Raw genomic sequence first — 25,812 nt, 5'->3', positions numbered from 1 at the left:
TACCGGCTGTTCGCGTCCTGGGGCGTCGCCCCGGCGTTCGTCGCCGGGCACTCGGTCGGCGAGCTGGCCGCCGCGCACGTCGCCGGCGTCCTGTCGCTGGACGACGCCTGCATGCTGGTCACCGCCCGCGGCCGCCTGATGGGCTCGCTGCCTGTCGGCGGCGCGATGGTCTCGATCCGCGCCGCCGCCGACGAGGTCGAGCCGCACCTGACCGGCGACGTCGTGCTGGCCGCGATCAACGGGCCCGCGTCCGTCGTCATCGCCGGGCCCGAGGAGCCGGTGCTGGCGCTGGCCGCCCGGTTCGAGGCCGACGGCCGCAAGGTGACGCGGCTGCCGGTGAGCCACGCGTTCCACTCGCCGCTGATGGACCCGATGCTGGCGGAGTACCGCGGCGTCGTCGACCAGCTCGACCTGCGGCCGCCGGTGCTGCCGGTCGTCTCGACCGTGACCGGCCGCCCGCTGAGCGCGGCGCAGCTGCAGTCGGCGGACCACTGGGTCCGGCAGGCGCGCGAGACCGTCCGGTTCGCCGACGCCGTGACGACGTTGTGGCGCCAAGGCGTCACGGCGTTCCTGGAGCTCGGCCCGGACGGCACGCTCACCTCGCTCGTCCGCGCGTCCCTCGACGGCCACGGCGAACCCGTCACCGTGCGGGCCTCGCTGTCCGGCCGGCCCGAGGACCACGGCGTCATCGCCGCTCTGGCCGGGCTGTACGTGCACGGCCTCGACGTCGACTGGACCGCCGTGACCGGCGGCGGTGCGGTGCTGGACCTGCCGACCTACGCGTTCGACCGGGAGCGGCACTGGTTCGACGCCGCCGAGCCCGCCCGGGCCACGCCCGCGCCGCCGGCCGGCCGCGACCTGCTGCGGCTGGTGCGCGGCGAGGCCGCCGCGGTCCTCGGCGTCACCGGCGGCGTCGACCCCGACACCTCCTTCCGCGAACTGGGTTTCGACTCGGCGATGAACGTCGACCTCGCGGTCCGCGTCGGCGCGGCCACCGGCCGGACGCTGGCCACGACCGAGGTCTTCGACCACCCGACGGCCCGTGATCTGGCCGGCTACCTGGCCGGCTTCGTCGCCGAGCCCACCGGCCCCGCTCCGGCGGCCGGCGGCGCGGCCGACCCGGTCGTCGTGGTCGGCATCGGCTGCCGGTACCCCGGCGGCGTCCGCTCGCCCGAAGACCTGTGGCGCCTCGTCGACGGCGAGGTCGATGCGATCGCGGCCATGCCCGGCGACCGCGGCTGGCCCGCCGCCGTCCTGGACACCGGCCGTCCCGGCGGGTTCCTCGACGACGTCGCCGGCTTCGACGCCGGTCTGTTCGGCATCTCACCGCGCGAAGCGCAGTCCATGGAGCCGCAGCAGCGGCTGGTCCTGGAAGTCGCCTGGGAAGCCCTTGAGCGTTCCGGCATCGCGCCGCTGTCCCTGCGCGGCACGCCGACCGGCGTTTTCGTCGGCGCAACGGCGCAGGACTACGGCCCGAAGCTGGCCGAAGCGACCGGCGACGCCGAGGGGTACGTCCTCACCGGCACCTCGCCGAGCCTCGTCTCCGGCCGCCTCGCGTACGTCCTGGGCACCGAGGGCCCCGCGGTCACGGTGGACACGGCGTGTTCGTCGTCGCTGGTCGCGCTGCACCTGGCCGTCCGGTCGGTGCTGTCCGGCGAGACGTCCCTGGCCATCGCGGGTGGCGTCACGGTGATGGCCGAGCCCGGCATCTTCGTCGAGTTCGCCAAGCAGGGCGGCCTGTCCGAGGACGGCCGCTGCAAGGCGTTCGGCGACGGCGCCGACGGCACCGGCTGGGCCGAAGGCGTCGGCATGGTCGTCGTCGAACGGCTTTCGCGTGCCCGCGAACTCGGCCACGACGTCCTCGCCGTGGTCCGCGGCTCCGCCGTCAACTCCGACGGCGCGTCCAACGGCCTCACCGCCCCGAACGGCCTCGCGCAGCAACGCGTGATCCGCCAGGCCCTCGGCGACGCCGGACTGGCTGCATCGGACGTCGACGTCCTCGAAGCCCACGGCACCGGCACCCGGCTGGGCGACCCGATCGAAGCCCGGGCGGCGCTGGCCACCTACGGCCAGGACCGGCCGAGCCCGCTCGTGCTGGGCTCGGTGAAGTCGAACATCGGGCACACCCAGGCCGCGGCCGGGGTGGCCGGCGTGATCAAGATGATCTTCGCGATGCGCCACGGCTCGGTGCCGCGCACGCTGCACGCCGACGTCCCGTCGTCCCACGTGGACTGGACGGCCGGCGCGGTGGAACTCGCGACGGTGGCGCGTGACTGGCCGGCGGGGGAGCGGCCGCGCCGGGCCGCGGTGTCGTCGTTCGGCATCAGCGGCACCAACGCCCACGTGATCCTGGAACAGGCGCCCGCTTTCGAGCCGGCCGAACCGGCGCGCGACGTCGTCCCCGCCGTCGTGCCGTGGGTCGTGTCCGCGCAGTCCGACGACGCCCTGCACATGGCCGTCGAGCAGCTGCGCGCGATCGACGCGGACCCGGTCGACGTCGGTGCGTCGCTGGTCACCACGCGCTCGTCGTTCGACCGGCGGGCCGTGCTGCTCGCCGGGCCGGACGGGCTCGCCGAGGTCGCCCGCGGGACGGCGCCGCCGGTCGAGCCCCTCGTCGCGGTGCTGTTCGCCGGCCAGGGCACCCAGCGCGTCGGCATGGGCACCGGGCTCGCCGCCCGGTTCCCGGTGTTCGCCGCCGCGTACCAGGAGGTCATCAGCCACTTCGACGCCGCGATCGGCACCGACGACGCCGCCGTCCTGAACCGGACCGGCACCGCGCAGCCCGCGTTGTTCGCGCTCGAGGTCGCGTTGTTCCGCCTCGCCGAATCGCTCGGGGTGCGACCCGACCACGTCGCCGGCCACTCGATCGGCGAGCTGGCGGCGGCCCACGTCGCCGGTGTGCTGTCGCTGGCCGACGCGTGCACGCTGGTCGCCGCGCGCGGCCGGTTGATGGAGGCGCTGCCCGAGGGCGGCGCGATGGTCTCGCTGCGCGCGTCCGAGGACGAGGTCCGGCCGCTGCTGGTCGACGGCGTCACGATCGCCGCGATCAACGGCCCCACGTCGCTGGTGATCTCCGGCGTCGCGGATGCGGTTCTGCAGGTCGCGTCGGCGTTCGAGGACACGCGGCGGCTTTCGGTGTCGCACGCGTTCCACTCGCCGCTGATGGCCCCGATGCTCGACGACTTCCGCCGCGTCGCCGAAGGCCTGACGTTCCACGAGCCGTCGATCCCGGTCGTCTCGACGGTCACCGGCCGGATCGAAGCCGGACTGACCGACCCCGGGTACTGGGTCGAGCAGGTCGTCGCGACCGTGCGGTTCGCCGACGCCGTGACCACGCTGCAGGCCGCGGGAACCGAGGCGTTCGTCGAGATCGGCCCGGACACCACGCTGTCGGGCATGATCGCGCGGGCCCTGCCGGGTGCGGCGACCGTACCGCTGCTGCGCGCCGACCGCGCCGAGGAACCGGCCGTCGCCGCCGCACTCGGCCGGCTGCACCTGCTCGGCGTCCCCCTCGATTGGGACGCCTACTTCGCCGGGACGGGTGCGCGTCGCGTCGCGCTGCCGACGTATCCCTTCCAGCACGAGCGGTTCTGGGTCACCGCGCGCCCCGCGCCGGTGGAGCTGGGCCTGGACCGGCCGGGGCACCCGCTGCTCGGCGCGGCCGTCGAGCTGCCCGGCGACGACGGCTCGGTGTTCACCGGGCACCTCTCGCCGTCGTCGCTGCCGTGGCCGGCCGACCACGTCGTCGAAGAGCGGATCCTGTTCCCCGGCACCGGTTTCGTCGAGCTGGCGCTGCGCGCGGGCGTCGAACTGGGCTGCGGCGCGCTCACCGAGCTGACGGTGACCGCGCCCCTGCCCCTGGAACGCGACGGTGTGAGCATCCGGGTCCGCGTCGGCGGCCCCGACTCGGCGGGACGCCGGGATGTCTCCATTCACTCGCGCACGCCCGGCGGTGCGTGGACGCGTCACGCCACCGGTCGCTTGGCCCCTTCAGCCGCCGCGCCGGTCCTGACGTCGTCAGGCCCCGCCGCCTCGCCGCTCGACGTCGAGGAGATGTACCGGACGTTGTCCGCGGCCGGCCTGGACTACGGCCCCGCGTTCCGCGGCGTCCAGGCGGCCTGGCACGAGGGCGACGACCTGTGCGCGGACCTGACCCTGCCGCCCGCGGCGGGTGACGCCGAGGGCTACCTGCTGCACCCGGCGCTGTTCGACGCCGCGCTGCACCTGGTCCCGTTCTTGGGCCTGGACGCCGAACCGCGGGCTCGCTTGCCGTTCGTCTGGTCGGACGTCGCACTGCACGCGGTGGGCGCTTCGGCCGTGCGGCTGCGCATCCGCCGCCTGGGCCCGGACACGGTGACACTGTCCTTGACCGACGCCGCCGACGCCCCGGTCGCGACGGTGGGTTCCCTGGTCCTGCGCCCACCGGCCGACCCGGCCCCGGCAGGCCCGCCGCCACTGCTGCGCATCGAGTGGACGCCGAAGGACCTGGGCACCCCGGCGGACCTGACGTGGGCTTCGGTCGGCCCGGACGACCTGGGTGCACTGCTGCCGAGCCGCCGCGCGGCACCTTCGGCGGCCGACGTGCTCGTGGTCCCGGTCCCGGACCCGGTAGGCCTCTCGGCCCCGGACGGCATCCGCTTGGTGACGTCGGCGGTCCTGGGCCACCTGCGTGACCACCTGGAGGACGAAGCCCAGCTGGTGTTCCTCACCCGCGGCGGCCCAGCCGCGGCGGCCGCGGAGGGCTTGGTCCGCTCGGCCCAGGCGGAACGGCCGGGCCGCTTCTTCCTGCTGTCACTGGAAGACACCGAGTCCGAAGTGGACGAGACACTGGCGGCGGCCCTGGCGGCATTGCCGGAGTCGGGAGAGACCGAGATCCGCGTGCGCGGCGGCCGGGTGGAGGTACCCCGCCTCGCCCCAGTGCCCGCGTCCGCGACCGTCGCCGAGCCGACCTCGGCCGGCTGGGGTGATGGGGCTGTTCTGATCACCGGTGGTACCGGCGGGCTCGGCGCGCACGTCGCTCGGCACCTTGTCGCCCACCATGGCGTTACCCGGCTCGTACTCGTCGGTCGCCGGGGGAGCGCTGCTCCCGGTGTTGCCGACCTGGCAACCGAACTCACCGAGTGCGGCGCGGACGTCACCGTCGCCGCCTGTGACGTCTCCGATCGCGCTGCTCTGGCCGAGCTGCTGGCCCAGCACGCCATCACCGGTGTCGTCCACGCCGCCGGGGTGCTCGACGACGGGGTCCTCGATGCTCTCACCCCCGAGCGGCTCGCCCGGGTGCTCGCGCCCAAGGTCGACGCGGCCTGGCATCTGCACGAGCTGTTGCCCGATCTCGCCGGCTTCGTCGTGTTCACCTCCGTCTTCGGCGTGCTCGGCAACGGCGGCCAGGGCGCCTACACCGCCGCCAACGCCGCTCTCGACGAGCTGATCCGGGGGCGGGCCGCCGCGGGGTTGCCCGGCCGGGCCGTCGCGTGGGGGCCGTGGGCGCAGCAGAGCGGGATGACCGGGACGTTGTCCGACACCGAACTGCGGCGGATGGCCCGCGCCGGCCTGCCGACGCACTCCGTCGAAGACGGTCTCGCCTGGTTCGACGCCGCGCTGGAAGGACGAGACCCGGTCGTCGTCGCCGCGCACCTCGATCGCGCCGCGCTGCGGGCCCTCGACTCCGTGCCGCCGATCCTGCACCGCCTGGTCCCGCCGCGCCCGCGTCGCGCCGCCGTCGCCGCCGGGCAGCCCGCGACCGACCTCGGCGCCGTCGTCGTCACCACCGTCGCGAACGTCCTCGGCCACGCCTCCGCGGCGAACGTCGACCCCGCTCTGACCTTCCGCGAACTCGGCCTGGACTCCCTGACCTCGGTCGAACTCCGCAACCGCCTCGCCGAAGCGACCGGCCTCCGCCTGCCCGCCACCCTCGTCTTCGACCACCCGACCCCCGACGCGGTCAGCGCGTTCCTCAAGACCCTCGTCGAGGGCGACACCCCGGCGCCGGCCCGGACCGTCACCACCGCGCGCACCGACGACCCGATCGTCGTCGTCGGCATGGCCTGCCGCTATCCCGGCGACGTGACGACCCCGGACGAGCTGTGGGACCTCCTCACCGAGGGCCGCGACGGGATAACCGGCTTCCCGGCCGACCGTGGCTGGCACGTCCCGGACGCGGACTTCACCCGCGCCGGCGGCTTCCTGCACGGCGCCGCCGAGTTCGACGCCGACTTCTTCGGCATCTCCCCGCGTGACGCGCTCAGCGCCGATCCGCAGCAGCGGCTGCTGCTGGAGACGTCGTGGGAGGCGTTCGAGCAGGCGGGCATCAACCCGTTGTCGCTCAAGGGATCCGACACCGGCGTCTTCGCCGGCGTGATGTACCACGACTACGCGGCGGTCACCGCCGGGCAGGACCCGGACGCGCGCGGCTTCGACGTCAACGGCACCGCCGGCAGCGTCGCCTCGGGCCGCGTCTCCTACGCGCTCGGCCTGGAAGGTCCCGCGGTCACGGTCGACACGGCGTGCTCGTCGTCGCTGGTGGCGCTGCACTGGGCGTCGCAGGCCCTGCGGGCGGGGGAGTGCTCCCTCGCGCTGGCCGGCGGCGTGACGGTGATGTCCACCCCGGCGACGTTCCTCGACTTCGCCCGCCAAGGCGGCCTCGCCGGCGACGGGCGCTGCAAGTCCTTCTCCGACGACGCCGACGGCACCGGCTGGTCCGAAGGCGTCGGCCTCCTGGTCCTCGAGCGCCAGTCGGACGCGCTCCGCAACGGCCACCGCATCCTCGCCGTCGTGCGGGGGAGTGCGGTCAACCAGGACGGCGCGTCCAACGGCCTCACCGCCCCGAACGGCCCGTCGCAGCAACGCGTCATCCGCCAGGCCCTCGCGAGCGCCGGACTGTCCACAACGGACGTCGACGTCGTCGAAGCCCACGGCACCGGCACGAAACTCGGCGACCCGATCGAGGCCCAGGCCCTGCTGGCCACCTACGGTCAGGACCGCGAAACGCCGTTGCTGCTGGGTTCCGTCAAGTCCAACCTCGGCCACACCCAGGCCGCCGCCGGCGTCGCGGGCATCATCAAGATGATCCTCGCCATGCGTCACGGCGTCGTCCCGAAGTCGCTCTGGGCCGGGACGCCGTCGTCCCACGTCGAGTGGGACACGGGCGCGGTCGAGCTGGTCGCCGAGGCCCGCGACTGGCCCGCGGTCGACCGGGCGCGGCGGGCCGGGATCTCGTCGTTCGGGATCAGCGGCACCAACGCCCACGTCGTCATCGAAGCCCCCGCGCCCGCGCACACCCCCGAACCGCGGCCGGTCCCGCCGGTCGTGCCGTGGGTGCTCTCGGCCCGCTCCGACGCCGCCCTCGACGCGCAGACCGAGCGGCTGGCCGGGCTCGACCCGCTCGACGCCGGATACTCCCTGGTCACCACCCGCGCGACCTTCGCCCACCGAGCCGTCCTCCTGGCGACGCCGGACGGCGTGCGGGAGGCGGCCCGAGGACAAGCGGCGGCACCAAGCGTCGCCTTCCTGTTCACCGGCCAGGGCGCCCAGCGGCTCGGCATGGGTCGCGAGCTGGCGGAGGAGTACCCGGTCTTCGCTGCGGCCTTGGACGAGGTCCTCGCCCATTTCGACCCGGAACTCCGGGACGTCATCTGGGGCACGGATCCCGCCCTGATCGCCGAGACCGGAACCGCCCAGCCCGCGCTGTTCGCCATCGAAGTCGCGCTCGCCAAGCTCTTCAGCACTTGGGGTGTCCGCCCCGATTACGTCGCCGGCCATTCGATCGGCGAGATCGCGGCCGCCCACCTCGCCGGTGTCCTGTCCCTGGACGACGCGTGTGCGCTGGTCGCGGCGCGTGGCTGCCTGATGCAAGCCCTGCCGCCGGGCGGCGCGATGGTCGCGGTGCGAGCGTCCGAAGAGGACGTTCGCGCGGCGCTCACCGACGGCGTCGACATCGCGGCGGTCAACGGCCCGCGCTCGGTCGTGCTGTCCGGCGTCGAAGCCGCGGTACTGGAAGTGGCGGCGAAGTTCGAGAAGACCACCCGCCTCAAGGTGAGCCACGCTTTCCACTCGCACCTGATGGACCCGATGCTCGACGACTTCCGCGCGGTCGTCGCCGAGCTGACCCTCAACGAGCCGCAGCTCCCGGTGATCGCCGCCGGGGACGTGACGTCGCCGGAGTACTGGGTCGAGCACGTGCGGGCCACCGTCCGCTTCGGCGACACCCTCGGCCGGCTCGCCGACGCCGGCGTCACCACGTACGTCGAGGTCGGGCCGGACGCCGTGTTGGCCGGGATGGTCGACGCGGACGCTGTCGTCACGCCGCTGCTGCGCCGGGACCGTCCCGAAACCGTGGCCGTCCTCGAAGCCCTCGCCCGGGTGCACGTCGCCGGGACCACCGTCGACTGGGCCGCGTGGTTCGCCGGCCGCGGCGCGCGGACCGTCGACCTGCCCACCTACCCCTTCCAGCGCAGCCGGTTCTGGCCCGTCGCCCGTGCCACCGGCGACCTCCGCGGCGCCGGTCTGGCCGCCGCGGGGCACCCGCTGCTGGGCGCGGCGCTCGACCTCGCCGACGACGGCGGTGTCGTGCTCACCGGCCTGCTCACCACCGCGACCCGGCCCTGGCTCGCCGACCACACCGTGCACGGCGAGCCCGTCCTACCCGGCACCGCGTTCGTCGAACTCGCCCTCGCCGCGGGCGCCGACCTCGGCTGCGAGCGCGTCGACGAACTCACCATCGAGGCCCCGCTGGTCCTCGAGTCGAGCGGACGGCAGCTCCAGCTGCGCATCAGCGCCCCCGGCGACGCGGGCGCCCGCGAGTTCACGTTCTCGTCCCGGACCGACGGCAGCACCGACGACCCCTGGACCCGGCACGCCGCGGGCTGGCTCGTCCCGGACACCGCAGCCCCCGCCGACTTCGAGGCTTGGCCGCCCGCCGACGCCGAACCCCTCGACCTGACCGGCCTGACCGAACGGCTCGCCGAAGACGGCCTCGGGTACGGCCCCGCGTTCCCCGGCCCGTCCGCCGCCTGGCGCCGCGACGGCGAGATCTTCGCCGAGGTCGCGCTCCCGAGCACGGACCAGCCGGACGCCTACGGCCTGCACCCGGCCCTGTTCGACGCGACCCTGCGCGTGGTTTCCCTGCTGAGCCCCGACTTCACGGGCAGCGTCCCGTTCTCGTGGCACGGCGTCTCCCTGCACGCCACCGGCGCGTCCGCCCTGCGCGTGCGGCTCACCCCGGGCGACGGCGACGCGATCCGCGTCACCGCCGCCGACCCGTCGGGCACCCCGGTCGTCACGGTGGACCGCCTCACCTTGCGCCGCACCGGCCCGGCCGCCCGGACGCAGGCCCGCTCCCTGCTGCGCCTGGACTGGACGCCGATCCCGGTGCCGGCGGCGGACCCGGTCTTCGAGACCGAGGATCCCGCGTCGCTGACGGAGGCGCCGGAGTTCGTGGCCTGGCCGGTCGCCGGAGACCTGCGTGCCGTGCCGCTGTCCCTGCGCCGCGAGACCGGCCGGGTCCTGACGCAACTGCAGAACTGGCTGACGCGGGACAGCGCGGCCACCCTGGTCGTCGTCACGCGGGGCGCGTGGGATGGCACCGATCCGGTCGCCGCGGCCGCCGCGGGGCTCGTCCGCTCCGCCCAGGCCGAGCACCCCGGCCGCATCGTGCTCGTCGACACCGACGACTCCACGCCGCTGACCACGGCGATCGTGGCCACCGGCGAACCGGTGCTCAAGATCAGCGACGGCCAGGTCCATGCCGCCCGGCTCGCGCGGATCACCGAAACACCGCAGGAGATCGACGAGCAGGACGGCACCGTCCTGATCACCGGCGGCACCGGCGGCCTGGGCAGCGCCGTCGCGAAACACCTGGCCGCGCGCGGGCGCCGCGACCTCCTGCTGGTCAGCCGGTCCGGCCGCACCGCGCCCGGCCTGCTCGACGACCTGGCCGCGCTGGGCGCGCACGTCGAGGTCGCCGCGTGCGACGTCGGCGACCGGGACGCCGTCGAGCGGCTCCTGGACGGCCGTGAGATCACCGCCGTCGTGCACGCCGCCGGTGTTCTCGACGACGGCATCCTCGCCGCCCTCACCCCCGAACGCTTCGAGCAGGTCCTGCGGGCCAAGGCCGACGGCGCCTGGCACCTCCACGAGCTGACCACCGGCCTCACCGACTTCGTGCTGTTCTCCTCGGTCGTCGGCACGTTCGGCGGCGCGGGACAGGCGAACTACGCCGCCGCCAACGCCTTCCTCGACGCGCTCGCCCGGCGCCGTCACCGCGACGGCCTGCCCGCGCGCTCGCTCGGCTGGGGCCCGTGGGAGTCCGGCAGCGGCATGACGGCGACGCTCTCGGACACCGACCTGCGGCGCCTCGCCGAAGCGGGCATGCCGCCGGTGTCCACAGAGGACGGACTCGCGCTGTTCGACGCCGCCCGCGGCACCGGCGAACCCGCCGTCCTGCCGTTGCCGCTCGACCTGGCCGCCGTGCGACGGCAGCCGGAGATCCCGCACGTCCTGCGCGGCCTCGTCCGCCCGGCCCGCCGCCGGGCCACCGCGGCCGCCGGGGACCTCACCGGCACGCTCACCCAGCTCCCCGTCGCCGAACGTGCCGACGCGCTGAAAGGCCTGGTCGCCACGCACGTCGCCCTCGCGCTCGGGCACGCCGACGCGGCCGCGATCGAGCCGGGCCGGGCGTTCTCCGACCTCGGGTTCGACTCGCTCAGCGGCGTCGACCTGCGCAACCGCCTCGCCGCGGCGACCGGGCTGCGGCTGCCGAGCACCCTCGTCTTCGACCACCCGACCGTCACGGCGCTGGCCGAGCACCTCCTGGCCGAGCTGTTCGACGCCGACGCGCCGGTCGCCGAGGTCCGCAAAGCCGCGACCACGACCGACCCGATCGTCATCGTCGGCATGAGCTGCCGCTACCCCGGCGGCGTCACCACGCCCGAGCAGCTGTGGGACCTGATCAACGACGGCGGCGACGCCATCTCCGGATTCCCCGCCAACCGCGGCTGGAACCTGGACGCGCTCTACGACCCGGACCCCGACCACGCCGGGACGTCCTACACCCGTCACGGCGGGTTCCTGCACGACGCCGGGCAGTTCGACGCCGAGTTCTTCGGCATGAGCCCGCGTGAGGCCGTCGCCACCGACGTCCAGCAGCGCCTGCTGCTGGAGACGTCGTGGGAGGCCATCGAGCGCGCCGGGATCGACCCGGTCGTGCTGCGCGGCAGCGCCACCGGCGTCTTCGCCGGCGTGATGTACCACGACTACAGCCGCCTGCTCGACGGCAGTGAGGACGCCGAGGGCTACCAGACCAGCGGCAGCGCGGGCAGCGTCGCCTCCGGCCGGGTGTCCTACGTGCTCGGCCTGGAAGGCCCGGCCGTCACGGTCGACACCGCCTGCTCGTCGTCGCTGGTCGCGCTGCACCTCGCCGCGCAGGCGCTGCGATCGGGGGAGTGCGACCTGGCGCTGGCCGGCGGCGTCACGGTGATGTCGACGCCGTCGACGTTCATCGAGTTCTCCCGCCAGCGCGGCCTGTCCGAAGACGGCCGCTGCCGCTCCTTCGGCGACGGCGCGAACGGCACCGGCTGGTCCGAAGGCGCCGGAATGCTGCTGCTGGAACGGCTGTCCGACGCGCGGCGGCTCGGGCACCCGGTGCTGGCCGTCGTCCGCGGCTCCGCGCTCAACCAGGACGGCGCCTCCAACGGCCTGACCGCGCCCAACGGCCCGTCGCAGCAACGCGTCATCCGCCAGGCCCTCGCCAACGCCGGACTGGCTGCAACGGACGTCGACGCGGTCGAAGGCCACGGCACCGGGACGTCGCTGGGCGACCCGATCGAAGCCCAGGCCCTGCTCGCGACCTACGGCCGTGACCGCGAAACGCCGCTGCTGCTGGGTTCGGTGAAGTCGAACCTCGGGCACACCCAGGCCGCCGCCGGTGTCGCCGGGATCATCAAGATGGTCCTGGCCATGCGCCACGGCGTGCTGCCGCGGACCCTGCACGCCGAGACGCCGTCGTCGCGCGTCGACTGGGCCGAGGGCGGGGTCACCCTGCTCGCCGAGCCGACGGCGTGGCCGGAGACGGGCCGCCCGCGCCGCGCGGCGGTCTCGTCGTTCGGGATCAGCGGGACCAACGCCCACGCGATCGTCGAACAGCCGCCCGCCACACCGACCGCCCCCGCAGCGCCCCGGCCGGAAGTCGTGCCCTGGGTGCTGTCCGCGAAGTCCGAAGAGGCCCTGCACGCCCAGGCCACGCAGCTGGCCGGGCTGACCGCCGACCCCCTCGACGTCGGCCACTCCCTGGCGACAACCCGCTCCCGGTTCACGCACCGTGCCGTCGTCCTCGCCGACCACGCCGACGCCCTGACCGCCCTCGGCTCGCACCCCGCGGTCGTCACCGGCGAGGTCGTCCCGGGCCGCACCGCGGTCGTCTTCAGCGGGCAGGGCGGCCAGCGCACCGGCATGGGCCGCGAGCTGGCCCAGCGGTTCCCGGTGTTCGCCGAGGCCCACGACGCCGTGCTCGCGCAGTTCGGCGACCGCATCGCCGACGTCGTCCGCGGCGACGACCAGACCGCGCTCGACCGCACCGAGTTCGCCCAGCCCGCGCTGTTCGCACTCCAGGTTGCGTTGCTTCGGCTGACCGCGTCGTGGGGCGTCGAGCCCGACCTCGTCGCCGGCCACTCGATCGGCGAGATCACCGCGGCTCACGCCGCGGGCGTCCTTTCCCTCGAAGACGCGTCCACGCTCGTCGCCGCCCGCGGCGCGCTGATGCAGGCGCTGCCCGCCGGCGGCGCGATGATCGCGTTGCAGGCCACCGAGGACGAGGTGCGTCCGCTGCTCGGCGCGGACGTCTCGATCGCCGCGGTGAACGGGCCGCGTTCGGTCGTCGTCGCCGGGGCGGAGGACGCCGTCGTCGCGATCGCCGCACGGTTCGAGAAGACGCGGCGGCTCACCGTCTCGCACGCATTCCACTCGCCGCTCATGGAGCCGATGCTCGCGGACTTCGCCGACGTCCTCGCGGGCCTGACCTTCCACGAGCCGCGCCTGCCGCTCGTCTCCACCGTGAGCGCCGACGCCGACGTCACCACCGTCGAGCACTGGGTGCGCCACGCACGTGACGCCGTCCGCTTCGCCGACGGTGTCGGCGCGCTGGTGGCCGCGGGGGCGTCCCGGTTCGTCGAGGCGGGCCCGGACGGCGTGCTGTCCGCGCTGGTCGCGGGCGTGGCGCCGGACGCCGTCGCGGTGCCGCTGCTGCGCCGTGACCGCGGCGAGGAGATCGCCTTCACCGAAGCCGTCGCGCGGCTGCACGTCTCGGGCGCCGACGTCGACTGGACGCCGGCCCTGACCGGCGGCCGCCGCGTCGACCTGCCCACCTACCCGTTCCGGCGCGAGCTGTTCTGGCCACCGGCCACCCGGACCGGCGGCGACGCCACGTCGCTCGGGCTCGGCGCGCCGGGGCACCCGCTGCTCGACGGAACCGTCCGCCTCGCGGGCTCCGACGAGGTCGTGCTGACCAGCCGGCTTTCCCTGCACACCCAGCCGTGGCTGGCCGAGCACGTCGTGTACGGCCAGGTCCTGCTGCCGGGCACGGCGCTGGCCGAGATGGCCATCCGCGCCGGCGACGAGACCGGCTGCCCCCGCATCGACGAGCTGACCATGGCCGTCCCGCTGGTCGTGCCGCCGCAGGGTGGCGTCCAGGTGCAGGTCCGGGTCGGCGAGCCGGACGCCCGCGGCCGCCGCCCGGTCGGCATCCACTCGCGGACCGCGGACGCCTGGACCGAACACGCCACGGGCACCCTGAGCCCGGCCACCCCGGTGTCCACTGTGTCTGATTCGGACACCACGGCCTGGCCGCCGCCGGACGCGATTCCGGTGCCCCTGGACGACTTCTACGAGAGTTTCGCCGCGGACGGCTTCGACTACGGCCCCCGGTTCCGCGGCCTGCGCGCGGCCTGGCGGAGCGGCGACGACGTCTTCGCCGAGGTCGAACTGGATCCCGCCCACCACGCCGAAGCGGCCGGGTTCGGCCTGCACCCGGCGTTGCTGGACGCGGCCCTGCACGCCGTGACGCTCCGCCCGGGCGCCCCGGCCGCGCGTGAACTGCCGTTCTCGTGGCAGGGCTTCTCACTGCACGCCGCCGGAGCCGTCGCCCTGCGGGTCCGCGTGACCCCCGGCATCGGTCTCGAACTGACCACCGCCGACGGCGACCCGGTGGCGACCATCGACTCCCTGGTCGTCCGCGAAGCCGGCCGCGACGCCGTGCGCCGCAACGATTCCCTGTTCCAGCTCGACTGGACGCCGGTGCCGATCCCGGACGCGACCTCCCTTTCGGTCGCGCTCCTGGGCGACGACCCCCTCGGCATCGGAGTGGCCGCGCTGGACGACCGCGCCGACGCACCCGACGTCGTCGTCACCTGCCTGACCGGCGACGCGGCCGACGTGCCGGGCTCGGCGGCCGACCTCGCCGACCGAGCCCTCGAGCTGGCCCAGCGCTGGATCACGGACGACCGCTACGCCGACGCGAAGCTGATCTTCGTGACCCGCGAGGGCGACCTCCCGGCCGCCGCCGTCTGGGGTCTCGTGCGCGCCGCGCAAGCCGAGCACCCGGGCCGCTTCGGCCTCCTCGAACTCGACGGGTCCACGCTGCCGCCGGCCGTGTTCGCGACCGAAGAACCGCAGGTCGCGCTGCGTGACGGCAAACTGCTCGCGGCCCGTTTCGCGCCCGCCGTGCCGACGGAAAGCACGGCCTGGGACCCCGAAGGGACCGTCCTGATCACGGGCGGCACCGGGGGACTGGGCGCCGTCCTCGCCCGGCACCTGGTGACCGAGCACGGGGCCCGTCGCCTGCTGCTGGTCAGCCGCCGCGGCGCGGACAGCCCGGGCGCCGCGGACCTCGTGGCGGAGCTGCGGACCGCCGGTGCCGACGTCGTCGTCGAGGCCTGCGACGTCGCCGACCGCGCCCAGCTCACCGCACTGCTGGCGAGCCACCCGCCCACCGCCGTCGTCCACGCCGCCGGCGTGCTCGACGACGCGCCCCTCGAAGCGATGACGCCCGAGCGGCTCGCGACCGTCCGGCGGCCGAAGGCGGACGCCGCCTGGCTGCTCCACGAACTGACCGGCGAACTGACCGGCGACCTGACCGCGTTCGTGCTGTTCTCCTCGGTCTCGGGCACCCTCGGCATCCCCGGCCAGGCCAACTACGGTGCCGCCAACGCGTTCCTCGACGCCCTCGCCGCGCACCGCCGGGCCCAGGGTCTCCCGGCCGTCTCCCTGGCCTGGGGCCCGTGGGTCCCGACGACCGGCATGACCGCCGACCTCGGCGAGGCCGGTCTCGACCGCCTCGCCCGCGCCGGCTTCCCGCCGCTGTCGGTCGAGCAGGGTCTTCAGCTGTTCGACGCGGCCCTGTCCGCGGCCGCGCCGGTGCTGCTGCCGGTTCGCCTCGACCGCGCCGCCCTCCAGGCCCGCGACGACATCCCGCACCCCCTGCGCGGCCTGGTCCGCGCGCCCGCCCGCCGCACCCTCGCGGTCGCCGAAGGCGCGCTCGAACGCCGCCTGCGGACCCGGTCCGCGGAGGAACGGCTGCAGGAAGCGGGCGTCGTCGTCGCCAACGAGGTCGCGCACGTCCTCGGCCACACCGGCACCCGCAAGATCGCGCCAACGCGCTCTTTCGCCGAACTCGGCTTCGACTCGCTCACCGCCGTCGAACTGCGCAACCGCCTCAACGCCGCCACGGGACTGCGGCTCCCGGCGACGCTCGTGTTCGACTACCCGACCATCGGGGCCCTGGCCGCGCACATCGTCGGGGAGATCTTCGGTGACGCGCCGGTCGAGACCATCCGCGCGACCGGTGTCGTCGACGGCGACCCGATCGTCATCGTCGGCATGGCCTGCCGCTACCCGGGCGGCGTGACGTCGCCCGAGGACCTGTGGCGGCTGGTCCGCGAAGGCGGCGACGCGATCAGCGAGTTCCCCGCCGACCGCGGCTGGGACGTCGGCGCGCTCTACGATCCCGACCCGGACCACTCCGGGACGTCCTACACCCGCCACGGCGGCTTCCTGCACGACGCCGCGGAGTTCGACGCGGACTTCTTCGGGATGAGCCCGCGTGAAGCCGTCGCGACCGACGTCCAGCAGCGGCTGCTGCTGGAGACGTCGTGGGCCGCGGTCGAGAGCGCGGGCGTCGACCCGGCTTCGCTGCGCGGCAGCGCGACCGGCGTGTTCGCGGGCGTCATGTACAGCGACTACAGCCGCCTGCTCGACGGCAGCGAAGACGTCGAGGGCTACAAGACCAGCGGCAGCGCGGGCAGCGTCGCCTCGGGTCGCGTCTCGTACGCGCTCGGGCTGGAAGGCCCGGCCGTCACCGTCGACACCGCGTGTTCGTCGTCCCTGGTCGCCCTGCACTGGGCGGCCCAGGCGCTGCGGGCCGGCGACTGCGACCTCGCCCTCGCGGGCGGCGTCACGGTGATGTCGACGCCGGCGGCGTTCGTCGAGTTCTCCCGCCAGCGCGGCCTCGCCGCCGACGGCCGCTCGAAGCCGTTCTCCGACAGCGCCGACGGCGTCGGCTGGTCGGAAGGCGTCGGCATCCTGGTCCTGGAACGCCTCTCCGACGCCCAGCGCCACGGCCACGAGATCCTCGCCGTCGTGCGCGGCTCGGCGGTCAACCAGGACGGCGCCTCCAACGGCCTGACCGCCCCGAACGGCCCGTCCCAGCAGCGTGTCATCCGCCAGGCCCTGGCGGGCGCCGGACTGTCCACTTCGGACGTCGACGTCGTCGAAGCGCACGGCACCGGCACGAAACTCGGCGACCCGATCGAGGCCCAGGCTCTCCTGGCCACCTACGGCCAGGACCGGGAAACCCCGCTGCTGCTGGGTTCGGTCAAGTCGAACCTCGGGCACACCCAGGCCGCGTCCGGGGTCGCCGGGATCATCAAGATGGTCCAGGCGATGCGCCACGGCGTCGTGCCGCGGACGCTGCACGTCACCGAACCGTCGAAGCACGTCGACTGGACCGCGGGCGCGGTCGAGCTGACCACCGCCGAAACCGCCTGGCCCCACGCGGACCGGGCGCGCCGCGCGGGAGTCTCGTCGTTCGGGATCAGCGGCACGAACGCCCACGTGATCCTGGAACAGCCCGCGCCGCCGCCCCCGGCCGCCACACGGCCCGAAGCCGGGACCGTCCCGTGGCTGCTCAGCGCCAAGACCCAGGAAGCGTTGCGGGCGCAGGCTGCCGTGCTCCGCGAGCACGTCACCGGAGCCGACCACCGCGACGTCGCGTGGACCCTGGCCCACGGCCGGTCCCGCTTCGACGCGCGGGCCGTCGTCCTCGCCGGCCCGGACCACGACGGCGCGGCCCTGGCCGCCTTGAGCGCGAGCGCTACCCACCCGGACGTCGTGACCGGTACCCAGACCACCGGCCGGACGGCGTTCCTGTTCTCCGGCCAGGGTTCCCAGCGCCTCGGCATGGGCCGGGACCTGGCCGCCGCCGACGCGGTGTTCGCGGCCGCGCTGGACACGGTGCTCGCCGGGTTCGCCCCGGCGGTCCGCGAGGTCATGTGGGGCGACGACGCGGCCGCGCTCAACCGCACCGAACACACGCAGGCCGCGCTGTTCGCCGTCGAGGTCGCGCTGTTCCAGGCCCTGACCGCCCGCGGCGTGCGCCCGGACTACGTCGCCGGGCACTCGATCGGCGAGATCGCCGCCGCGCACGTCGCCGGCGTGTTCTCCCTGGACGACGCCTGCCGTCTGGTCGCCGCGCGCGGCCGGCTGATGCAGGCGCTCCCGCCGGGCGGCGCGATGGTCGCCCTGCGCGTCACCGAAGCCGACGTCCTCCCGCTGCTCGGCGACGACGTCTCCCTGGCCGCGGTCAACGGCCCCCGCTCGGTCGTGATCGCCGGGCCGGAGGCCGCGGTGCTGGCCGTCGCGGAGCGGTTCGGCGACGCCAAGCGACTCAGCGTCTCGCACGCGTTCCACTCGTCGCTGATGGACCCGATGCTCGCCGAGTTCGCCGCCGTCGCGGCGGAGCTGACCTACCACGAGCCGTCGATCCCGGTCGTGGCCGCGGGCATCGTCACCTCGCCCGAGTACTGGGTCCGCCAGGTGCGCGAGCCCGTCCGCTACCTCGACGCGCTGCGAGCCCTCGAAGCGTGGGACGTCGATCGCTACGTCGAACTCGGCCCGGACGCGGTGCTCGCCGGGCTCGCGGCCGACGTCGTCGGCGAAGACGCCATCGTCGTCCCGGCCCTGCGCCGGGACCACGATGAATCCCGCACTTTCCTGACCGCCCTCGCCCAGCTTTACGTCTCCGGCCTGCCGGTGTCGTGGGACGGCTTCTTCGAGGGCCGCGCAGTCCCGGTGCCCACTTACGCCTTCCAGCACCAGCGGTTCTGGCCGCACGCCCGCGCCGTGGCCGGTGACCCGGCCGGACTGGGCCTCGGCGCGCCCGGGCACCCGCTGCTCGGCGGGTCGGTCGAGCTGGCCGAGGACGCCGGTCTGCTGTTCACCGGCCGGCTCTCGACGCAGACGCAGCCGTGGCTGGCCGACCACACGGTCCTCGGCGCGACGGTGCTGCCCGGCACGGCGTTCGTCGAACTCGTCCGCCGCGCCGGCGACGAGGCCGGCTGCCCGGCCGTCCGCGAGCTGACCCTCCTGGAGCCACTGGCCCTCGACACGGCCGCGCACCTGCAGATCCGCGTCGCCGCGCCGGACGCCGCGGGCCTGCGCGACGTCGACGTCTTCTCCCGCCCCGAAGGTGACCACGGCAGCTGGACCCGGCACGCGACCGGCGTCCTGGAGCCGTCGACCGGCACGGCCGCGATCGACGTGACCCGCCCGGCCGACGCGATCCCGGTCGACGCCGACTACGAAACCCTCGCCGCGCTAGGCCTCGGTTACGGGCCCGCGTTCCAGGGCCTGCGCCGGGTCTGGCGCAGCGGCGAGGACGTCTACGCCGAGATCGAGCTGGGTGAGGACACCGCCGCGTTCGGCCTGCACCCGGCGTTGCTCGACTCGGTTCTGCACGCGGTGGCCCTCACGGCGGACCATGCCCGCCCGCACGTGCCGTTCAGCTGGCGCGGCGTCCGGCTGCACGCCGCCGGGGCGTCGTTCCTGCAGGCCCGCATCACCCCGGCCGGGACCGACACGGTCGCCCTGGCCCTCGCGGACGCCGACGGCACTCCGGTCGCCACGGTCGACGCCGTGACGTTCCGGCCCGCCGCGGTCACCCGCGCCCGGTCCGCCGTCAAGGACGCCCTGCTCCGGCTCGACTGGATCCCGGCCACAGCCGCACCGAGCACGTCGTCCGTGGTCCTCGAAGGCACGCTGGCCGACCTGGCGGAGGTGCCGGACCACGTCGTCGTCCCGATCACCGGGGGAGACGTCCACGAAGTCACCGCCGGGGCGCTCACCCTGGTCCGCGACTGGCTCGCCGACCCCCGCTTCGCCGACGCGAAACTCGTCTTCCACACCCGCGGCGCCACCGACGGCACCGACCTCGCCGCGGCCGCCGTCTGGGGGCTCGTCCGCTCAGCGCAGACCGAGCATCCGGACCGCTTCCTGCTCGTCGACGGCGAACTCGCCTTCGCCGCCGGAGAACCGCAGGTCCGCGTGCGTGACGGCGAGCTGGCCGTGCCGCGCCTGGTGCGCGCCGACGTCACATCCGAGCCGTGGACCTGGGATCCCGACGGGACCGTCCTGATCACCGGCGGCACCGGGGGACTGGGCCGCCTGCTGGCCCGGCACCTGGTGCGGGAGCACGGCATGCGGCACGTGCTGCTGGTCAGCCGCAGCGCTCAGGTCGACATCGACCTCGGCGCCGGGGTGACCGTCGCGCGCTGCGACGTCACCGACCGCGCCGCGCTCAAGGCCCTGATCGACGGCCTCGAGCACCCGCTCACCGCCGTCGTCCACGCGGCCGGCGTCCTGGACGACGCGACCGTAGAGACCCTGACCGACGACCAGCTCCACCGCGTCCTGCGCACCAAGGCCGACGCCGCCTGGGCGCTGCACGAGCTGACCGCCGACCTCGCCGGGTTCGTGTTGTTCTCCTCGATCGCCGGCACCATCGGCGGCGCGGGCCAGGCGAACTACGCCGCGGGCAACGCCTTCCTCGATGCGCTCGCCCACCACCGCACCGCCCTCGGGCTGCCCGCCGTCTCGCTGGCCTGGGGCCCGTGGTCCGGCACCGGCGGCATGACGGCGGACCTCACCGACGCCGACGTCCGCCGGATGGCCCGCGACGGCGTCTCGGTCCTCACGGCCGAGGACGGCCTGGAACTGTTCGACGCCGCCCTCGGCGCCGGAACCCCGGTGCTCGCACCGGTCCGGCCGGCCGCGTCGGCGACCGGCGAGGTCGCGCCGCCGCTGCGGGGGCTGGTCCGCGCGACCACCCGCCGCGCCAAGACGGCGAGCACCGGCGAGCTGGGCCGGCGGCTGGCCGGGCTCACCGGGGCCGAACGCCGGGACGTCGTCGCGGACCTGGTCGCCGGGCAGGTCGCCGCGGTGCTCGGGCACGCCGACAGCACGTCGATCGACCCCGGCCGGGCGTTCTCGGCCATGGGCTTCGACTCGCTCACCGGCGTCGAGCTGCGGAACCGGATCGCCACGGCGACCGGGCTGCGGCTGCCCACGACGCTCGTCTTCGACCACCCGAACGCGGCCGCGCTGACGGCCCACCTGCTCGCCGAACTGGTCGGCACCACGGAAACCGCCGCGGAAACGCGTCCGGTCCGGGCAGCCGACGACGACCCGATCGTCATCGTCGGCATGGGCTGCCGCTACCCGGGCGGCGCCGGTTCCCCGGCCGAGTTCTGGGACCTGGTCGCCGCCGGCACCGACGCGATCGGCGGCTTCCCGGCCGACCGCGGCTGGGACCTCGGCGCGCTCTACGACCCGGAACCCGACCACACGGGCACGACCTACACCCGCGAAGGCGGCTTCCTGCACGCCGCGGCCGAATTCGACGCCGCGTTCTTCGGGATGAGCCCGCGCGAGGCCGTCGCCACCGACGTCCAGCAGCGGCTCCTGCTGGAGACGTCGTGGGAGGCCCTGGAACACGCGGGGATCGACCCGGTGAGCCTGCGCGGCTCGTCGACCGGCGTGTTCGCGGGCGTGATGTACAGCGACTACGGCGGCCTGCTCACCGGCGGCGAGTACGAAGGCCAGCAGGGTTACGGCAGCGCCCCGAGCGTCGCCTCCGGCCGCGTCGCCTACACCCTCGGCCTCGAAGGTCCCGCGGTCACGGTGGACACGGCGTGCTCGTCGTCGCTGGTGGCGCTGCACTGGGCGTCGCAGGCCCTGCGGGCGGGGGAGTGCTCGCTCGCTTTGGCCGGTGGTGTGACGGTGATGTCCACCCCGGCCACGTTCGTCGAGTTCTCCCGCCAACGCGGGCTGTCCCCGGACGGCCGCTGCAAGGCGTTCTCCGACGACGCCGACGGCACCGGCTGGTCCGAAGGCGTCGGCCTGCTCGTCCTCGAACGCCGGTCGGACGCCCTCCGCAACGGCCACGAGATCCTCGCCGTGGTGCGCGGTTCGGCGGTCAACCAGGACGGCGCGTCCAACGGCCTCACCGCCCCGAACGGCCCCTCGCAGCAACGCGTCATCCGCCAGGCCCTGGCCAGCGCCGGACTGTCCACTTCGGACGTCGACGTCGTCGAAGCGCACGGCACCGGCACGAAACTGGGCGACCCGATCGAGGCTCAGGCCCTTCTGGCCACCTACGGCCAGGACCGGGAAACCCCGCTGCTGCTGGGCTCGGTGAAGTCCAACTTCGGGCACACCCAGGCCGCCGCCGGTGTCGCGGGGATCATCAAGATGGTCGAGGCGATGCGCCACGGAATCGTGCCCAAGTCGCTGCACGTCGGCGAGCCGTCGTCCCATGTGGACTGGGACGCCGGCGCCGTCGAGCTGGTCGGCGAAACCCGCGGCTGGCCGGAGGTCGGCCGGGCGCGGCGGGCCGGGATCTCGTCGTTCGGGATCAGCGGCACCAACGCCCACGTCATCATCGAGCAGGCTCCCGAGCCGCCCGCCGCACCGGCCGCCGGACTCGCCGTCTGGCCGCTGTCCGCGCGCTCCGCCGCGGCGGTCCGGGCCCAGGCCACGCGGCTCGGCGGCGTCGTCGACCGTCTGGACGCGGGCGACGTCAGTCGTGCGCTGGCCCTGCGGTCGCCGTTCCCGCACCGCGCCGCGGTGGTCTCCGAAGACCCGGCGGCCGCGCTGGCCGCGTACGTCGAGGCGGGCCCGTCCGCCGACGTCGTCGAGGGCACAGTCCTGACCGGGCCGACCGCGTTCCTGTTCTCCGGACAGGGCGCGCAGCGACCGGGGATGGGCCGCCGGCTGGCCGAGCGGTTCCCGGTGTTCGCCACGGCGTTCGACGAGGTCCTGAGCCTGCTGGCCCCGGACGTCCGGGCGGCACTCGACACCGATCTCGTCGACCGCACGGAGTACACCCAGCCCGGCCTGCTCGCGTTCGAGGTCGCCGCGGCGCGGCTCCTCGAGTCGCAGGGCGTGCACCCGGACTTCGTCACCGGCCACTCGGTGGGGGAGATCGCGGCCGCTCACATCGCGGGCGTGCTGACGCTCCAAGACGCGTGCACGCTGGTCTCCGCCCGGTCGCGCCTGATGGGCGCGCTGCCCGAAGGCGGCGTGATGGTCGCTGTCCGGGCGTCCGAGGCGGACGTCTTGCCGCTGCTGAGCGACGGCGTCGACATCGCCGCGATCAACGGTCCCGAGTCGGTTGTGTTGTCCGGCCTCGAAGACGCGGTCGAGGCGGTGGCGTCGAAGTTCGCGAAGCAGCGCCGGCTGCGCGTGTCGCACGCGTTCCACTCGCTGCTGATGGAACCGATGCTGGCCGAGTTCGGCGAGGTCGTCGCGGGCTTGGAGTTCTCGACGCCGGCGGTGCCGATGATCGCGGCGGGCGACGTCACGTCACCCGGGTACTGGGTCCGGCAGGTGCGCGACGCGGTGCGGTTCGCCGACGCGGTCGACCGGCTCGCCGAGTCCGGCGTGACGCGGTTCGTCGAGGTCGGCCCGGACGCGGTGCTCGCGAGCCTGGTCGACGTCCCGGGCGCGCTCGTCGTCCCGGTGGCGCGCCGCGACCGCGACGAGGAGCGGACGTTCCTGACCGCCCTGGCCGAGCTGTACGTCTCCGGCGTCGACGTCGCCTGGTCCACCCCCGGGCCGCGGGCCGACCTGCCGGGCTACCCGTTCGAGCACCGCCGCTTCTGGCCGCCCGTGCGCCAGGGTGACGCGCGTGGCAGCGCCGGGCACCCGCTGCTCGGCGGCGTGCTCGACCTGGGCGCGTCCGGCACCGCCGTCTGCACCGGGCGGCTGTCCGCGGCGGCCCAGCCGTGGCTGGCCGACCACACGATCTTCGGCTCGATCGTGCTGCCCGGCACGGCGTTCCTCGAACTGGCCCGCCACCTCGGGACGCAGGTCGGCTGCGACCGCGTCGACGAGCTGACCCTGCTCGCCCCGCTGGTCCTGCCCGCCGACGGCGCCGCCACGATCCAGGTGTCGGCCGGCCCGGCCGACGACGCCGGGAACCGGCCGGTCGAGGTCCATTCCCTGCTCGAAGGCGGCACCTGGACCCGGCACGCCACCGGCGTCCTCGCCCCGGCCACCCCGGCACCCGCGTCCGACACGAGCGAGTGGCCGCCCGCCGGAGTGTCGCCGGTGGATCTCACGGACGCCTACTCGCTGCTGGCGGACCGTGGTTTCGACTACGGCCCGGTGTTCCAGGGCCTGACGGCGCTCTGGCGGCAGGGCGACGAGCTGTTCGCCGAAGTGCGGCTCGACGACCCGGAGACCAGCGCGTTCGGGCTGCACCCGGCGTTGCTCGACGCCGCCCTGCACCCGAGCATGGTGGCCGACCCGGACGGTAAGCCCGCGCTGCCGTTCACCTGGCGCGGCGTCTCGCTGCACCAGACCGGCGCGGCGGACCTGCGCGTCCGGCTGGCCCCGGCGGGCCCGGACACGATCGGCATCACCATCACCGACCCGGCGGGCGCACCCGTGGCCACGGTCGACGGCCTGACGGTCCGCGAACCGGCCGCCGACCAGCTCCGGGCGAACCACCTCTACCGGCTCACCTGGACCCCGCTGTCGGCGATCCCGGCGGCCGAGGTGACCGCCCCGGACCACACGCTGACCGACCCGGCCCGCGCCCTCGACGACCTCGCAGCGCTGGGCACCGACGGCCCGGTCGTGGTCACCGTTCCGGCGTACCCGGGCGGCCCGACGGTCGCGACCCGCGCCGCGACCACCGCGGTCCTGGCGTTGCTGCAGGCCTGGCTGGCGGACCCGCGGTTCGACGACGTCCTCGTCCTGCGCACCAGCGGGGCCCTGACCGGCGACGACCTCGCGGCCGCCGCGGTGTGGGGCCTGGTGCGCTCGGCGCAGCAGGAGAACCCGGGCCGGTTCGTCCTGGCCGACACCGACGATTCGCTGCCCCTGCGGGACTTCCTCGGTGCCGGCGAGCCGGACCTGTCCATTCGGGACGGAGCCGCGTCGGCCGCCCGGCTCGATCGCGCCACCACCGGCCCCGACGTCACGGAGTGGGACCCGGAACGCACGGTCCTGATCACCGGCGGCACCGGCGGTCTCGGCGCCCTCGTCGCGCGGCGGCTCGCCGCGGCCGGTCAGCGGAAGTTGTTGCTGGTCAGCCGATCCGGCGTCGCCGAAGCCGGGCTCGAAGCCGACCTGCGCGCGCTGGACGCCTCGGTCACCGTCGCTGCCTGCGACGTCGGCGACCGGGCTGCCCTCGCCGCGCTGCTCGACGACGTCGACCTCACGGCCGTGGTGCACGCCGCGGGCGTGCTCGACGACGGCGTCCTCGGATCGCTGACCCCGGACCGCTTCGAGACGGTGCTGCGGCCCAAGGCCGACGGCGCGTGGCACCTGCACGAACTCACGGCCGGGCACGACCTCGCGGGCTTCGTGCTGTTCTCCTCGCTCGCGGGGACGCTCGGCGGCGCGGGGCAGGCCAACTACGCCGCGGCGAACGCGTTCCTCGACGCCCTCGCCGTCCACCGCCACGCCCACGGCCGGCCCGCGGTCTCGCTGGCGTGGGGCCCGTGGACGCCGGAGGCGGGCATGACCGCCGCCCTGCCCGACGCCGAGATCCGGCGCCTGGCCCGGGCCGGCGTCGAGCTCCTGGCCGCCGACGACGGGCTGGCCGTGTTCGACGCGGTCCGCGCGGGCGGCGACCCCCTGGCCGTGCCGGTCCACCTGAACCTGCCGGTGCTGCGCGGGCAGGACGTCCCGCCGGTGCTGCGCAAGCTGGTGCCGCCGCGGCGAACCGCGGCTGCGGCCCCGGCCCGGGCGGACCTCGCGCCGCGGCTGGCCGGGCTGTCCCCGGCGGACCGGATCGAGGTGCTCCTGGAGGTCGTCGCCGACGCGGTGGCCGTGGTGCTGGAACACGGGCCGGCGGACGTCGTCGGGCCCGACCAAGCGTTCACCGAACTCGGCTTCGACTCGCTCACCGCGGTCGAACTGCGGCGGCGCCTGGAGGGCGCCACCGGGCTGCAGCTGCCGGCGACGCTCGCGTTCGACCAGCCGACCCCGCGCGACCTCGCGGCCTACCTCGCCGAGCTGGTCGCCCCGGAGGAGAAGCCGGAGCAGGCGATCCTCGCCGACCTCGCGCGGCTGGAGAAGGTGCTGCAGGACGCCGTGCTCGACCCGGGTTCGCACGAGGAGATCGCGACCCGGCTGGAGCAGCTGCGCGGCACGTGGAGCGCCCGCGAAGACGTGGAAGGCGACGGCTTCGACTTCGACGCGGCCAGCGACGAGGACGTCTTCGCCCTGCTGGACGAGAAGCTGAGCGCCGACTGGGACTGA

The 25,812-nt window shown here is 75.0% G+C and carries 1 protein-coding gene (cut by a window edge); it reads left to right on the top strand.

From position 1 onward, the window contains the following. Positions 1-25,812: the 3' portion of an SDR family NAD(P)-dependent oxidoreductase gene (locus tag OG570_RS36050; protein ID WP_326953355.1), read on the top strand. Its footprint begins 1,785 nt before the window's first position; only the last 25,812 of its 27,597 coding nucleotides appear in the window; its start codon lies beyond the left edge, outside the window; the stop codon is at positions 25,810-25,812.

It is taken from the genome of Amycolatopsis sp. NBC_01286 (assembly GCF_035982555.1).
GTDB lineage: Bacteria > Actinomycetota > Actinomycetes > Mycobacteriales > Pseudonocardiaceae > Amycolatopsis.
This window is presented reverse-complemented; position numbering and strand designations above follow the sequence as displayed.